General features: G+C 34.1%; 13 protein-coding genes, 1 pseudogene and 1 other annotated feature. Of the genes and pseudogenes, 3 read left to right on the top strand and 11 right to left on the bottom strand.

The genetic code is table 11. The features are described from left to right. Positions 1 to 230 precede the first annotated feature (230 nt). From ACI48Q_RS03015 to ACI48Q_RS02995, 5 genes are all read right to left on the bottom strand, one after another. Positions 231 to 755 carry a 2-oxoacid:acceptor oxidoreductase family protein gene (locus ACI48Q_RS03015; RefSeq protein WP_474917561.1) on the bottom strand — a complete coding sequence of 175 codons (525 nt, stop codon included), beginning with the start codon at positions 753 to 755 and terminating at the stop codon, positions 231 to 233. Between the two features lies 1 nt (position 756). After that, positions 757 to 1,539 carry a thiamine pyrophosphate-dependent enzyme gene (locus tag ACI48Q_RS03010; RefSeq protein WP_474917560.1) on the bottom strand — a complete coding sequence of 261 codons (783 nt, stop codon included), beginning with the start codon at positions 1,537 to 1,539 and terminating at the stop codon, positions 757 to 759. Continuing rightward, positions 1,539 to 2,663 (bottom strand): 2-oxoacid:acceptor oxidoreductase subunit alpha, encoded by a 1,125-nt coding sequence (locus ACI48Q_RS03005; RefSeq protein WP_474917559.1) that lies wholly within the window; start codon positions 2,661 to 2,663, stop codon positions 1,539 to 1,541. Before ACI48Q_RS03005 ends, ACI48Q_RS03010 begins: the two co-directional genes overlap by 1 nt. Beyond that, the gene (locus tag ACI48Q_RS03000; RefSeq protein WP_474917558.1) at positions 2,632 to 2,844 is read right to left on the bottom strand and encodes an indolepyruvate ferredoxin oxidoreductase subunit alpha; all 213 of its coding nucleotides are present in this window, start codon (positions 2,842 to 2,844) and stop codon (positions 2,632 to 2,634) included. Before ACI48Q_RS03000 ends, ACI48Q_RS03005 begins: the two co-directional genes overlap by 32 nt. Before the next feature lie 79 nt (positions 2,845 to 2,923). Beyond that, on the bottom strand, positions 2,924 to 3,553 hold the full coding sequence (locus tag ACI48Q_RS02995) for a TetR/AcrR family transcriptional regulator (RefSeq protein ID WP_474917557.1): 630 nt from the start codon (positions 3,551 to 3,553) through the stop codon (positions 2,924 to 2,926). 540 nt (positions 3,554 to 4,093) lie between these two features. Between ACI48Q_RS02995 and ACI48Q_RS02990 the strand changes: the two genes are divergently transcribed. From ACI48Q_RS02990 to ACI48Q_RS02980, 3 genes are all read left to right on the top strand, one after another. Next, complete coding sequence (locus ACI48Q_RS02990) at positions 4,094 to 5,182, top strand: DUF418 domain-containing protein (protein ID WP_474917556.1); 1,089 nt, start codon at positions 4,094 to 4,096, stop codon at positions 5,180 to 5,182. Beyond that, complete coding sequence (locus tag ACI48Q_RS02985) at positions 5,169 to 5,741, top strand: TetR/AcrR family transcriptional regulator (RefSeq protein WP_474917555.1); 573 nt, start codon at positions 5,169 to 5,171, stop codon at positions 5,739 to 5,741. The genes ACI48Q_RS02990 and ACI48Q_RS02985 overlap by 14 nt, the downstream gene beginning before the upstream one ends. A 162-nt stretch (positions 5,742 to 5,903) precedes the next feature. Continuing rightward, positions 5,904 to 6,149 carry a metallopeptidase TldD-related protein gene (locus ACI48Q_RS02980; protein ID WP_474917554.1) on the top strand — a complete coding sequence of 82 codons (246 nt, stop codon included), beginning with the start codon at positions 5,904 to 5,906 and terminating at the stop codon, positions 6,147 to 6,149. Between the two features lie 37 nt (positions 6,150 to 6,186). Here the strand turns inward: ACI48Q_RS02980 and ACI48Q_RS02975 are convergent, their stop codons facing one another. The 6 genes and pseudogenes from ACI48Q_RS02975 to hypB form a co-directional block, all read right to left on the bottom strand. Then, positions 6,187 to 6,366, bottom strand: coding sequence for a type II toxin-antitoxin system antitoxin (locus tag ACI48Q_RS02975; protein ID WP_474917553.1), 180 nt, complete (start codon positions 6,364 to 6,366; stop codon positions 6,187 to 6,189). Positions 6,367 to 6,397: 31 nt separating this feature from the next. Beyond that, complete coding sequence (locus ACI48Q_RS02970) at positions 6,398 to 7,414, bottom strand: SPFH domain-containing protein (protein ID WP_474917552.1); 1,017 nt, start codon at positions 7,412 to 7,414, stop codon at positions 6,398 to 6,400. A 166-nt stretch (positions 7,415 to 7,580) separates the two neighbouring features. Continuing rightward, positions 7,581 to 8,801: a tyrosine--tRNA ligase gene (gene tyrS, locus ACI48Q_RS02965; protein WP_474917551.1), complete on the bottom strand. Its 1,221-nt coding sequence runs from the start codon at positions 8,799 to 8,801 to the stop codon at positions 7,581 to 7,583. A 90-nt stretch (positions 8,802 to 8,891) separates the two neighbouring features. Further along, positions 8,892 to 9,150: a binding site (T-box leader), on the bottom strand. A gap of 101 nt (positions 9,151 to 9,251) precedes the next feature. Next, the gene (locus tag ACI48Q_RS02960; RefSeq protein ID WP_474917550.1) at positions 9,252 to 9,593 is read right to left on the bottom strand and encodes a hydrogenase maturation nickel metallochaperone HypA/HybF; all 342 of its coding nucleotides are present in this window, start codon (positions 9,591 to 9,593) and stop codon (positions 9,252 to 9,254) included. 46 nt (positions 9,594 to 9,639) lie between these two features. Then, entirely contained in the window at positions 9,640 to 12,330 is a 2,691-nt protein-coding gene (locus ACI48Q_RS02955) for an FAD-dependent oxidoreductase (RefSeq protein WP_474917549.1), read from the bottom strand. A gap of 32 nt (positions 12,331 to 12,362) precedes the next feature. Then, positions 12,363 to 13,031, bottom strand: a pseudogene (gene hypB / locus ACI48Q_RS02950) (hydrogenase nickel incorporation protein HypB). Between the last annotated feature and the right edge of the window lie 10 nt (positions 13,032 to 13,041).

Genomic DNA, 13,041 nt, shown 5'->3' with positions numbered 1-13,041 from the left:
AATGTATTACTTCCAAATTTAATCTATAGATTTATATATTTGTGTTATTTACTATTTTGATCTCTACCTTACATAATTAAGAATTGACTAAAGTTTTTGATTAAAATATTTGTCACAATGATTATTAGTTATAAACTAACTTTTAAAGTAGCTTATCTATAAATATGTGTTGTCATTATTTTAATTTTTAAAATTCTATTATTTGTACCTAGCAATAACATTCAATAAATCTAAGCACTTACCATATTTATGCCCGCTTGAAAAGCAAGTAAATTTTTATCTATGCTACTTTTAGGTACATTTCCACAGATAGCTTGCCTAAGTGCTTCATAGCTCACCATTTTAGTAGTTGCAGCTAAAATACCTAAGCATAACACATTTATAGACTGGGAATTTTTTAAAACTTCTTCAGAATATTTTACTATATCATATTTTTTACGCTTTTTATTTTCTTCTATTTGAAGATTTTCATCAACGATGATAATAGCATCTTCTTTAGAGCATTGCAGAAATTTATCCAAACCTTTTTGACTTAAAGCAAATAATATATCTGCCCTGCTTACTCTTGGATAATAAATGTCCTTATTAGATATGATCACATCAGATCTACAGTAGCCTCCTCTAGATTCTGGTCCATAATTTTGGGTTTGCACAACATGTTTTTTCTCCAGCACTGCTGCCTCTGCTAATATAATCCCAAACTTTACTATGCCTTGACCTCCTAATCCTGTAAGAATTATCTCTTTTCTATACATTCTAAAACACTCCTTTAAAACTTTTTAAGTATTCTTCTACATATTCTGGTTCTCTTACATTCTTTAAAATGCCTATTTTAAATTTACTATCTTCCCTTTCTGAGGTTTTTTGCTTTAGAAGCTTAACCATATCTGAAGGCTTTCCTATTTTATTTCTTCTGCCATATTGCACTGGACAAGGAGTTAAAGCTTCAACTAGAGAAAATCCTTTATTGTCAAAAGCTTGCTTTATAATATTTACTAAATGTTTATAGTGAGCTACAGTGCTTCTCGCAATATAACTTCCTCCCGCTGCATCGCAAAGCTTGCAAAGATCAAAATTTCTTGATATATTTCCCTCCTCTGTAGTGGTGGTCCTTGCATGAATAGGAGTGGTAGGAGAACATTGTCCCCCAGTCATGCCATATATATTGTTGTTAAATACTATTACATTTAAGTCTATATTTCTTCTGCAAGCATGTATGAGATGGTTGCCCCCTATAGCAGCACAATCCCCATCTCCTGTTATTACTATTACTTTAAGCTCTGGGTTAGCTAGCTTTATGCCTGTAGCATAGGGTATAGCTCTTCCATGTAAAGTATGAATGGTGTCAAAATTCATATATTGTGCCGCTCTTGAAGAACAACCTATACCTGAAACAATACATAGCTTATCCCTCTCTATATTCAAAGAATCTATAGCTTCTATTATGGCACTTAAAACTATTCCATTACCACAGCCCGCACACCAAATATGAGGAAGACGGTGTTTTCTTAAATATTCATTCATTAACTGTTCCTTCATTACACATCCACCTCCCCTATAATATTAACTATTTCCTCTGGCTCAAATATCTCACCACAGTATTTATTTATTCCTATAACCTCACATTTTCTGCCTACTATTCGTTGTATCTCATAAATCAATTGTCCTGCATTCAGTTCAGGAACATAAATTTTTTTAATAGAATTTTTATTTACTATATCTAAAAGTTCTTTATCTGGGAAAGGCCATAAAGTATAGGGTATAAAGAGACCTGTGTTTTTTATCCTGTTACTTTGAACTAAATCTATACATAATCTTGATACAGATCCAAAGGAAACTATGAGATTTTTACAATTTTCAGTGTTTACTCTATCAAATAGTACAATATCATCTCTATTTTTATCTATTTTAGACAATATTCTGGTTAATAGTTGATCTGCCACTTCCGTAGAGTTTGATGGATATCCATATTCATCATGATTAAGTCCAGTTACATGAAATCTATATCCTTCCCCTAGGTCTGCCATAGAAGGGACCAAATCTTCCGTATTCTCATAAGCCTTAAAAGCTTCTTTTTTAGCTGGTTTCTTTCTGCTAACTATCTCAACTGTATCCTCTATCTGAACACTTTCTCTCATATGAGCTATAATCTCATCTAATAAAAGTATTACAGGCACTCTATATTTTTCTGAGTAATTGAAAGCTTTGATGGTTAGAGTATATATGCTGGAAACGCTGGTTGGTGCTATGACTATAATAGGGTGATCTCCATGAGTTCCCCACCTACTTTGCATAACATCGCCTTGAGAAACAGAAGTAGGTAAGCCTGTACTTGGACCTCCTCTCATAACATTTACTATCACACAAGGAATTTCTGCCATAGAAGCATAGCCTATAACCTCCTGCTTAAGTGAAAATCCTGGTCCGCTGGTAGCAGTCATAGCTTTTACTCCTGTAAGAGAGGCTCCTACCACGGCGGCCATACTTGCTATTTCATCCTCCATCTGTATAAATTTTCCTTCAATCTGAGGAAGCTTTAAGGATGAAAGCTCTGATATCTCACTGGCAGGGCTTATAGGATACCCTGCATAGAACTTCATACCTGCTTTTATTGCTCCCTTTACACAGGCCTCACTTCCCTGCATCAATACAAAATTGCTCATCCTTATCCCTCCTTAAATGAATGGCAAAGTCAGGGCAAATATTTTCGCAAATACCACATTTTATACAATGCTCTTCCTGTGCAATCTCTGCCTTTCCCAAAGATTTTATTAAAACTTTTTTAGGACAAAAGTCTACACAAAGACCACACCCCTTACAAAAGCTTTCATTTATATACAGCATAAAAAATCCCCCTAGCTTACATAAATTATTTATAAACCTTTATTTTCTTCCTGAAATCGATATTGTTTGAGTAAGCACACTATATATTACCTTTTACGGCTTTACTAACAATACTTACAAGTTCATTACTGTATGTTTGCAGGTCAACTTTTTTTGTTATGGTATTACCGACCATATATTCTTCAATTGCTCCTTGAATCATGCTCGCCATGACATCTATATTAAATGCTCCAAATTCTCCATTTTCCTGACCTTTTCGCAGTATCTCTCGAAGCAAATTTATTATTGGCTCCTCTTCATAATCATCAACCATTTTGTAATAGGGAACATCACTGAGTGTTCTTGCATTAAAAATAATTTCTATCAAAGCAACAGTATGTGTCGGATTTGTATACTGATAAGTTAAGCTGGCTTCTATAAATTCCTTTAATTTCTCTTGTGAGGTACTCTTTTTATCTACTCGCTCTGAAATATATGAATTTGTTGCTTCAACAAGCTGCACCAACAAATGATTCATCAAATCATTTTTGTCTGAAAAGTGATAAGAAATCAACGCTGTGCTGATTCCTGCCCTTTCAGCAATTTGAGATAGACTTGCTTTCACATATCCAATTTCGTCAAGAGTTTTTATAGCTGCCTCAGTAATTTGTGCACGTCTCGCTTCTGCTATAAATGTTTGTTTATTATCAGTTTTGTTTTCATGTTTCATTAATATATCACCTCTTTAAATTAAAAACTCAAACAACAATGAAATTCTCACCATCATAGAGAATACTTCATCGATTAATACAATTTTTAAACTTATAACACTTTGTTTAATTATTCTTTGTATTAGTTTTAAGCATTTTTTGCTATTTGATTAACTAACCAAATTTTTGATTAGTTAATCAAATATTATCATGGAAAAAAATAGCTGTCAATAGGTTAAATATTAATAATAAATATATTTTTCGATAAAATTTATCCTGTACTTTTTCTTCTCTATAAAGCCTAATACATAAAAAAAGAGTATATCTATAGACAAATTTGTCCATTTGTCCGGAATCTCGCTAACATTTTCAAAATGTTGACGATATCCTAATATAAAGTTTCAGTTTTATAAATCATTAGTTAATATTTTTGTAATATCTTAATTGATAAGAAATTAAGATATTACAAAAACATATTGTCAAAATAACATGTAGATGTTATATTCTACTTACCTATCGTTAAGTAGTTTCAAAAAATATTAATGTAAAGGAGATTAACTATGAAAAGATTAGAAGGTTTAGATTTTGCAAGGTCCCTAGCAATATTAGGCATGATGCTTGTCAATTATAGTTTGGTCTTTAACTCAGGAGAACCTAAGTGGCTTGCTCAAGCATTTACCCTATTTGAAGGGAGAGCTGCTGCGGTTTTTCTTACCCTAGCGGGCATCGGTATTAGCCTCATGACACGTAATGGGCGTACAACACAAGATAAGATCATTCAACATAAAGAACGCGTCACCATCGCCAAACGTTCAATTTTTCTATGGGCCATTGGTCTAATTTTATTTACAGTTTTTAAGTGGAGCGCTGATATTTTACATTACTATGGAGCTTATATGCTCCTAATGTTGCCAATTTTGTACTGGAATCCTAAAAACATCAAAAAATTAATGATATTGGTGCTACTTGTCAGTGGATATTTGCAAATGACATTTAATTATAATGCTGGTTGGCAATCAGACTTCATGGCCTATACGGATTTTTGGACCTTGTCAGGCTTTTTTAGAAATCTCTTCTTTAATGGCTTTCACCCAATTTTTCCATGGTTTACTTTCATGCTCCTTGGTTTTATCATAGGACAGCTGGATTTGACGAGCCATTCACTCAGAAAGCAGCTTTTAGCATACGGATTCGCCACAGCTCTAATCACTGAGTTGGTTTCTATGGGCTTAATCACCTTGACAGGTGGTACTGAGTTAAGTATGTATTTATTTGGTACAAAACCTATGCCACCAAGCCTTTTCTATATCTTTGCTGCATCAGGTTGGGCAATTTGTTGGATTACTCTCTGTCTATCATTAATCGACAGATTCCAAAAAAGCCGTTGGGTTCAGGTTATGGTGAAGACAGGGCAAATGGCTCTTACCCATTATATTTTCCATAGTGCCTTTGTGTTATCCATTATGTTCTTTTTAGGACTAATTACTCAACAAAGTTCCGTATTTGTGTTATTATTATCATTAGTCGTTTATGGCTTCATGATGTGTTTTTCTGTGCTATGGCGCTTCAAATTCCAGAGAGGTCCCTTTGAGACTCTTATGAGATTAATATCAGATACTAGGGAGGACAAAACACATGTCAACTTATGAACAGATTTTAAAAGCTGCCTTTAAACAATTTTCAGAACTAGGCTATGAAAAAGCCTCATTGAGTCTTATTGCCAACGAAGTTGGTATTTCAAAACCTGCTCTTTATCATCACTTTACGTCTAAAGAGGCTTTGTTTGAAACCCTTTATGACGCGATAATTTTGGAAATCATTAAAGACTTTCATACTGATCTAGAAAGCTGGACAATCGAGACATATGTTGAGAAATTGACGGAGGTCGGCTTAGAGGACATTCGCTACTTAAAAGAACATCCTCAATTAGGAAGTATTTTAAAGCAATACCATCTTTTATCCATGCGCCAAGAAGGGTTAAAACAAAAGACTCAGTACTTAGAAGAAAAAACCTTCGCCTATCATCAGCGCCTAATTAATCGGGGAGTAGTCTTAGGTTTTTTCAAAACGGAAGAAGCCGAATTCATTGCTGAGGTATTTAATTCTCAATTAACAGGTATTTCTTGGGGGATTATAGTAAGGTCAACAGGTTCTTACGAATTATCATGGCAAATTTTAATGAGCAAATTGTTAAATCATAAAAAATAAGACTCCCTTTGGGTTCTAGTATTACAATAAAGTAAAATATATTTGTTGGTAAAATAATAATAAATTAGTTTTTCATAGATATTCCATAACATCAGCGTAAAAACGCTGTCATCAAAAGAAAAAGAAGCTGGTCACTAAGAGATATATTCATAACATCACTATATGAATATAGTAAATTCTAGAGAATCTTTATTAACAGGCCTAACTCGTGATGGAGTATTTTTAGTTGAAGGTGGCGAAATTAAGTGTTCTGTTAAAGATATGCGCTTTACTAAATCCATATTAAATGCCTTCAATAATGTAGAAGAGATAAACTCAGATAGAGAGAATATAAATTTCTTCTTTGGTCCTATGATAATTCCAGCAATGAAAATAAAAGATTTTCATTTCACTGGTAAAACAGAATAAATAGAAGGCTGACTCAAAATCGAGTCAGCCTTTTTAACTATTCTTCATGATTTTTTATATTTTTACGCTTTTTTACACATTCTGTGAGCAAGTACTCTATCTGTCCATTGATAGAACGAAAATCATCTTCCGCCCAGGATGCTAGCTCATTCCAAAGACTTGGTGATAGTCGCAATAGAACCTGTTTTTTATCTTTTTCTTTTGATTTCTTATCCACTATCTATCAAGACCTCTTCCTCATTTTATTTTTAATAGATCGAACCACTGTTTACTATTGGCTGTGCATCCTTATTTCCACAAAGCACTACTAATAGATTGCTTACCATCGCTGCTTTACGTTCATCATCTAATTCAACTATATCATTTTCACTTAGCTGATTCAAAGCCATTTGAACCATACCCACTGCACCTTCTACAATTTTCTGTCTTGCTGCAATAATAGCAACTGCTTGTTGACGTTGTAACATAGCTGAGGCTATTTCAGGCGCATAAGAAAGATGAGTAATACGAACCTCTAAAACTTCTAAGCCTGCTATATCCACCTTTTCTTGCAATTCTCTTTGCATAATAGATGCTACTTCTTGGCTACTACCACGTAAGGATTTTTCATTATTATTTTCATTGCCATGTTCATTTTCATTGGTATCATAAGGATAACATCTTGCCACGTTACGGATTACAGAATCACACTGAGTAGAAATATAGTTTTTATAGTTATCTACATTAAACACCGCCATAGATGAATTTTTTACTCTCCATACTACAATAGCCCCTATTTCAATTGGATTACCTAGCTCATCATTAACCTTTTGCTTTCTATTCTCCAATGTAATAGCCTTTAATGAGATTTTTTTACTTGCAGTCTCATTACCCCTATTTTCTTGTTCTTTATTAGCAGTAAGTTGGTTTGCTGCTATACTTAAATGCTTAACAGTTGGATTTATACTTGTACAAAAAGGGTTTACCCAATAAAATCCCTCTTTTTTCAGTGCTCCTTTATACTCTCCAAACAATGTTAAAACTAGTGCTTCATTTGGATTTATTACCTTAAGGCCTGCAAACATTATAGGTGCAATAATAATAGCAATAATTGATAATATCATAATACTAACTCCAAGGGCTGTAGAAGTTTCTATGATAAAGCCAGCACTTACTATAATCCCAACTATAGCTAATAAAATTACTATTATATTCCCAATAAGCATTACCATACCACTTTTCGATTTTATTTCTTTTTCTTCGTAAACAACCTTCTTATTCTCCATAGTTATCCACTCCCCTATTTTTATTAATACAATATGATATCAAATTGATATCATATTAATATATTACATCTTTTTGAATATTATTACAATAGGTTTTATTATCATTTATTACATTAGTTTTCTATCTTTAAATCTGACGAAGCCATTGTTTTCTAATGTGTAGAATTTAATTAGCCGTCCCCACTATCTTTACAAAGCGTTTCTTTCCTATTTTTATTACATCATTGCAGGTAAGCTCTTGGTGTATAGCTTCTGAACTTAGTTTCTCACCATTTAATTGAATACCACCCTGATTTATTAATCTCATAAACTCACTTTTACTTTTTACAAAGTCCATTTCTATAAGCCTTTGAATAATATCTGAAAGCTTTTCTTTATTTTTTTCAAGAGAAAGCTCTGGAATATCATCTGGAATAGCTTTTTTACTAAAAGCTGCATCATAGAAAGCAATTGCTTTTTCTACTTCCTCTTCTCCATGGTATAGTGAAGTTATAATCTTAGCTAAGCGGAATTTAATATCTCTAGGATTTACTCCTGACTCTAGCTCAGCTTTAATTTTATCTATATCATCTGGATGTTCATCCGTAGTAAGCTCAAAGTATTTAATAATTAATTTATCTGGAACCTCCATAACCTTTTTAAACATGATCTCTACAGGTTCACTTACTCCAATATAGTTTCCAAGGCTCTTGCTCATTTTTTCAATACCATCTAAGCCCTCAAGTATAGGCATAAAAATTGCAATCTGCTGTTCTTGATTTAAGTTTTTTTGTAGTGTTCTTCCCATTAAAATATTAAAGGTCTGATCTGTTCCTCCAAGCTCTATATCTGCTTTTAGTTCCACAGAATCATATGCCTGCATTAAAGGATAGAAAAATTCATGAATTCCTATTGGAACTTGATTTTTATATCTATTTTGAAAATCATCTCTTTCTAAAATTCTAGCAACAGTTGTCGTTGCCGCAAGCTTTATTACCTCCTCAAAGGTAAGCTTTGAAAGCCACTCACTATTAAAGCGCACCTCGGTTTTATCCCTATCAAGGACTTTAAAGATCTGCTCACAGTAAGTATTTGCATTTTCTTTTACTTGCTCATCAGTTAGTGCAACTCTTCCTTTAGACTTCCCTGTAGGATCACCAATTTTTCCAGTAAAGTCACCAATAACTATTACTGCACGATGTCCCAAATCCTGCATCTGCTTGATTTTACGAAGTACTACTGCATGACCTAAATGGATATCAGGTGCAGAAGGATCAAGTCCCAATTTAATAATTAATGGTTTGTTTTCCTTACAAGAGTTTTCAAGCTTTAAAATAAGCTCCTCTTCATTTACAAGAGTATGAATACCCTTACAGATAATTCTCATTTGATCTTTTGACATTAACATATTTAACATCTCCTCGAAATATTATTTCAAATATTTGCAAGATCTATAAGAAGGCAAAGAAGACAATAAAAAAACTCGCCCTTTTGTTTCCAAAAGGACGAGATGACATCTCGTGTTACCACCTTAAATTTATAAGCAACTCACATTGCTTACCTCTTCAAGTACATCATTTTTAAATGAGATACTTTAGCACAATAACGGATGCGAGGTCCCGTCGTAGCCTACTAAGTAAATCCTTTCGGTACGAAGCTCAAAGATGTATTCACAATCACTATCCATGCACCTCTCATCATCCGGTTACTTTCTGTTTGGCATCCTGATTGCTACTAATTCTTATCCTAGCCTTTGTTTCTTATACTCCAAAATGTGAAATATCACAAATCTTCGTTATGCAGATATTAATTATTATGATTATATGTCCTAGGTTTTAAAAAGTCAATAACCCAAAAATTAATAAGCAACCACTTCCTTAATCATAAATTCTCTACCACTTAAAATACTACAATCACTGCCTCCACATTTAGGACATTTTTTACCATTTTCTATAAGATTAAAAACCTTATTACACCCTTTACAAATCGCATTACCTGGTATTACTTCTATTTTTAATTTTGTGTCTTCCAGTATAGTGCCATCAACTGCAGCAGGATAGCATTCTTCTATATACTTTGGAATCATTGATGAAAGCTCTCCTATCTGTAAAACAATGGTATCTATCTTAGTAAGTTTCTGCTTCGCTGCAATTCCTTCTATAGTTTTTACAATCTCAATTACAACTCCAAGTTCATGCATATTAATCACCTATCCTTGTCTTATGCATCTACCATGTAAGTCTATATTAAGCTTCCTTTACAAAAATCTTTTTAAACTTTCTAGCTGCAATTCTTACTTTACGTTTTATCACTGTTTTAACTACAACTGGTTTTAACCTTTCGAATTCTACCCCTTCATTATCATACTTTCTAACAAGAGAAATAGCATCAAACTTACATTTAGTTGTACATTGTCCACATCCTACACACATGAATTCATCTATAACTGTAGCACCACAGCCAAGACAACGTTCAGTTTCCTTTTTTACCTGTTCTTCCGTAAATGTACCACGTATATCCTTAAAGGTATCTTTTGACTTTACTACATCCATATGAGCTACATTTTGTCTTGGTGTATTATCATATCCCTCAAGTAAAACACTATTTTTATCAAGTTCAATATATTCTCTTCTGTCACGACCAATAACTAAGCTTTGTCCTGGCTGAACGAAACGGTGAATTGAAACAGCCCCTTCTTTACCTGCTGCTATTGCATCAATAGCAAATCTTGGACCAGTATATGAATCTCCACCAGTAAATACATCTGGTTCTCCAGTCTGATAAGTAAATGGGTCAGCTTTTATTGTTTTGTTTGGATTTAACTCAATTTTGCTGTCTGTAATTAAGTTACCCCACTCAATTGATTGTCCTACTGAAATTAGTACATAATCAGCATCGACAACCTTTACTTGATTTTCGTCATAGACAGGACTAAATCTTCCCTCTTTATCAAATACAGATATACATTTCTTAAATTCTACGCCAATAACTTTGCCCTTCTCTGTAAGGATACGCTTTGGACCCCAAGAATTATTTATGATAATATCCTCTGATAGTGCTTCTTCGATCTCTTCATCAAGAGCTGGCATTTCTTCACGGCTTTCAAGACAGAACATATCTACCTTAGCAGCCCCAACTCTAGTAGCATTTCTTGCAACGTCTATAGCAACATTACCTCCACCAATAACAACTACATTTCCATTAAGCTTTATATCCTCCCCAAGGTTTACGTTGCGTACAAAATCAACACCTGGAATAACTCCTTCAGCGTCTTCCCCTTCAATATTAAGCTTTCTTCCACCCTGAGCACCTATTGCAATATAGAAGGCTTCATAGCCCTGACCTCTTAAATCTTTAAGGGCCACATCTTTACCAACTTCAACACCTGTTTTAAATTCAACACCTAATTCTTTTAATATATCTATTTCTGCATTAACTACTTCTTTTTCTAATCTGAAAGATGGGATACCTAATGTAAGCATACCTCCAAGAGCTTTCTGCTTTTCAAACACAGTTACTTTATATCCATCAATGGCTAAATAGTAAGCACAAGAAAGCCCAGCAGGTCCTCCTCCAATAATGGATATTTTCTTTCCATATTCATGTCTCTTTTTAGGCACATAGCGATGCTCTACGTTTAAATCCTGATCCGCAATGAATTTCTTAATTTCATCTATAGCTATTGGATCATCAAGGTCTCCTCTTGTACAAGCAGACTCACATTTCCTTGGACAGATACGTCCACATATTGCTGGGAATGGATTTTCCTTTTTAATTAATTCAAGAGCTTCTGCATATCTACCTTGAGCTGCAAGCTTAATATAACCTTGAACAGCTATATGTGCAGGGCATGCTGTTTTGCAAGGACTTGTACCAGTGTCAACAACATTCTTTCTGTTAATACGATAATCTACATTCCATCTTTCTGGACCCCACTCTGCATTACGTGGTGTTTCTTTTCTTACTATTTCTTCCACAACCGGTTTCCTTGAGCAAAGCTTTTGACCTAGCTGTAGCGCATTTACTGGACAATGTTTAACACATTCCCCACAGGCAACACACTTGTCCTTATCTACCTTTGACACATAGTTAGAACGAACCATATCAGTATTTATGAACATTTCCGCTCCTCTAAGAGCAAGACATGAACATCCACAGCAGTTGCAAATAGCATGGGTTTTTCCTGAACCATCTAAGTTTGGTATTTGATGCATCAATCCATTTTCTTCTGCTCTTTTTATGATTTCAAAAGCTTCTTCACGAGTAATCTGACGACCTCTTCCTGTACGGATATAGTATTCAGCAGCATGGCCCATTTGAATACACATATCTTCCTTTAAATGGCCACAACCCTCTCCCTTAACTGCTCTAGCTGTTCGGCAAGAACAGTCAGAAACTGTAAAAATATTATTTTCATTAAGATATTTTGACACTTCTTCATAAGAAGCTCTTCTTGTTTCCCCATCAATAGACGTTTCTATTGGTATAACACGCATAAGCCCAACACCTGGTGGAAAGCTTCCTGTTGATCTAGGTCCATTTTCTATACCATAGGCATCAAAGCACTCTGCAATTACAGGGTACTTAGCAACATTTTTCTTGTGATTAACCATCATTTCCATGATGCCCGGTACCCATGTTTCATACCAGAAGGTATCTACCCCTTTAATATTGTTAACAAAGCAAACTCCAATATCTGCTAGTTCCAATAAAAGTTCTGTTGTTCTTTCAACACTTTTACCACATAAAGGTGCCAACTCTGCTGAGGTCGCCTGCGTTCTAATTTTCATACAAAGTAGTATTTCTGCCATTTCCTCTGTAACCATAGGCTCCAGTATTCTATAACGTGCATCTTTTTCCGTGAACCATCCTTTAGACCCTGGCTTATTGTTGCTGACCTGATTTGCAAATTGAAGTACTTTTTGTTTTACTGCCATAATATTCTCCCCCATAATATAATTAATAGTTATTACTCATTCCACTTTTTTACTTCAATACGTAACCAATTCGCCCATTCCTCTATTCCTTCACCGGTTCTAGAAGAAATAGGAATAATTTTAATATTTGGATTTAATTTTTTTACTCTCTCTCTACATGCCTCTAAGTCAAAATCGAAATATTGTAAAACATCAATTTTATTTATTAGTAGAACATCACAAATAGAGAACATTAAAGGATATTTTAAGGGTTTATCGTCCCCTTCTGGCACACTTAAAATCATTGCACTTTTTCATGCACCAGTATCAAATTCTGCTGGACATACCAAATTCCCTACATTTTCTAATATGGCTAAATCAATACCTTCTGTCCCTAGTCCCTCTAGACCTTGCTTAGTCATCTCTGCATCAAGATGACACATTCCCCCTGTATGCAATTGAATTACTTTTGTTCCAGTCTCTGCAACAGTATGAGCATCTACATCCGAATCAATGTCAGCTTCTAAAACTCCAATAGTCATCTCATTCTTCAAAGCCTCAATAGTTCTTACAACAGTTGTAGTTTTACCTGACCCTGGTGAGGACATCAAATTTAGTAGAAAGGTTTTGTCTTTTTTCAATTCTTCTCTAAGTAAATCAGCTTGTCTATCATTGTCCTCAAAAATACTTTGCTTAATCTCTAAAATTTTATAAGTTTCCATATTAGTACCC

This window comes from Clostridium sp. LXY-7, from assembly GCF_056172015.1.
This window is presented reverse-complemented; position numbering and strand designations above follow the sequence as displayed.

What these genes read in the sequence shown, in the direction of transcription:
- ACI48Q_RS03015 (WP_474917561.1), bottom strand. Translation starts at nt 755, where the DNA reads ATGTATAGAAAAGAGATAATTCTTACAGGATTAGGAGGTCAAGGCATA.
- ACI48Q_RS03010 (WP_474917560.1), bottom strand. Translation starts at nt 1,539, where the DNA reads ATGAAGGAACAGTTAATGAATGAATATTTAAGAAAACACCGTCTTCCT.
- ACI48Q_RS03005 (WP_474917559.1), bottom strand. Translation starts at nt 2,663, where the DNA reads ATGAGCAATTTTGTATTGATGCAGGGAAGTGAGGCCTGTGTAAAGGGA.
- ACI48Q_RS03000 (WP_474917558.1), bottom strand. Translation starts at nt 2,844, where the DNA reads ATGCTGTATATAAATGAAAGCTTTTGTAAGGGGTGTGGTCTTTGTGTA.
- ACI48Q_RS02995 (WP_474917557.1), bottom strand. Translation starts at nt 3,553, where the DNA reads ATGAAACATGAAAACAAAACTGATAATAAACAAACATTTATAGCAGAA.
- ACI48Q_RS02990 (WP_474917556.1), top strand. Translation starts at nt 4,094, where the DNA reads ATGAAAAGATTAGAAGGTTTAGATTTTGCAAGGTCCCTAGCAATATTA.
- ACI48Q_RS02985 (WP_474917555.1), top strand. Translation starts at nt 5,169, where the DNA reads ATGTCAACTTATGAACAGATTTTAAAAGCTGCCTTTAAACAATTTTCA.
- ACI48Q_RS02980 (WP_474917554.1), top strand. Translation starts at nt 5,904, where the DNA reads ATGAATATAGTAAATTCTAGAGAATCTTTATTAACAGGCCTAACTCGT.
- ACI48Q_RS02970 (WP_474917552.1), bottom strand. Translation starts at nt 7,414, where the DNA reads ATGGAGAATAAGAAGGTTGTTTACGAAGAAAAAGAAATAAAATCGAAA.
- tyrS (WP_474917551.1), bottom strand. Translation starts at nt 8,801, where the DNA reads ATGTTAATGTCAAAAGATCAAATGAGAATTATCTGTAAGGGTATTCAT.
- ACI48Q_RS02960 (WP_474917550.1), bottom strand. Translation starts at nt 9,593, where the DNA reads ATGCATGAACTTGGAGTTGTAATTGAGATTGTAAAAACTATAGAAGGA.
- ACI48Q_RS02955 (WP_474917549.1), bottom strand. Translation starts at nt 12,330, where the DNA reads ATGGCAGTAAAACAAAAAGTACTTCAATTTGCAAATCAGGTCAGCAAC.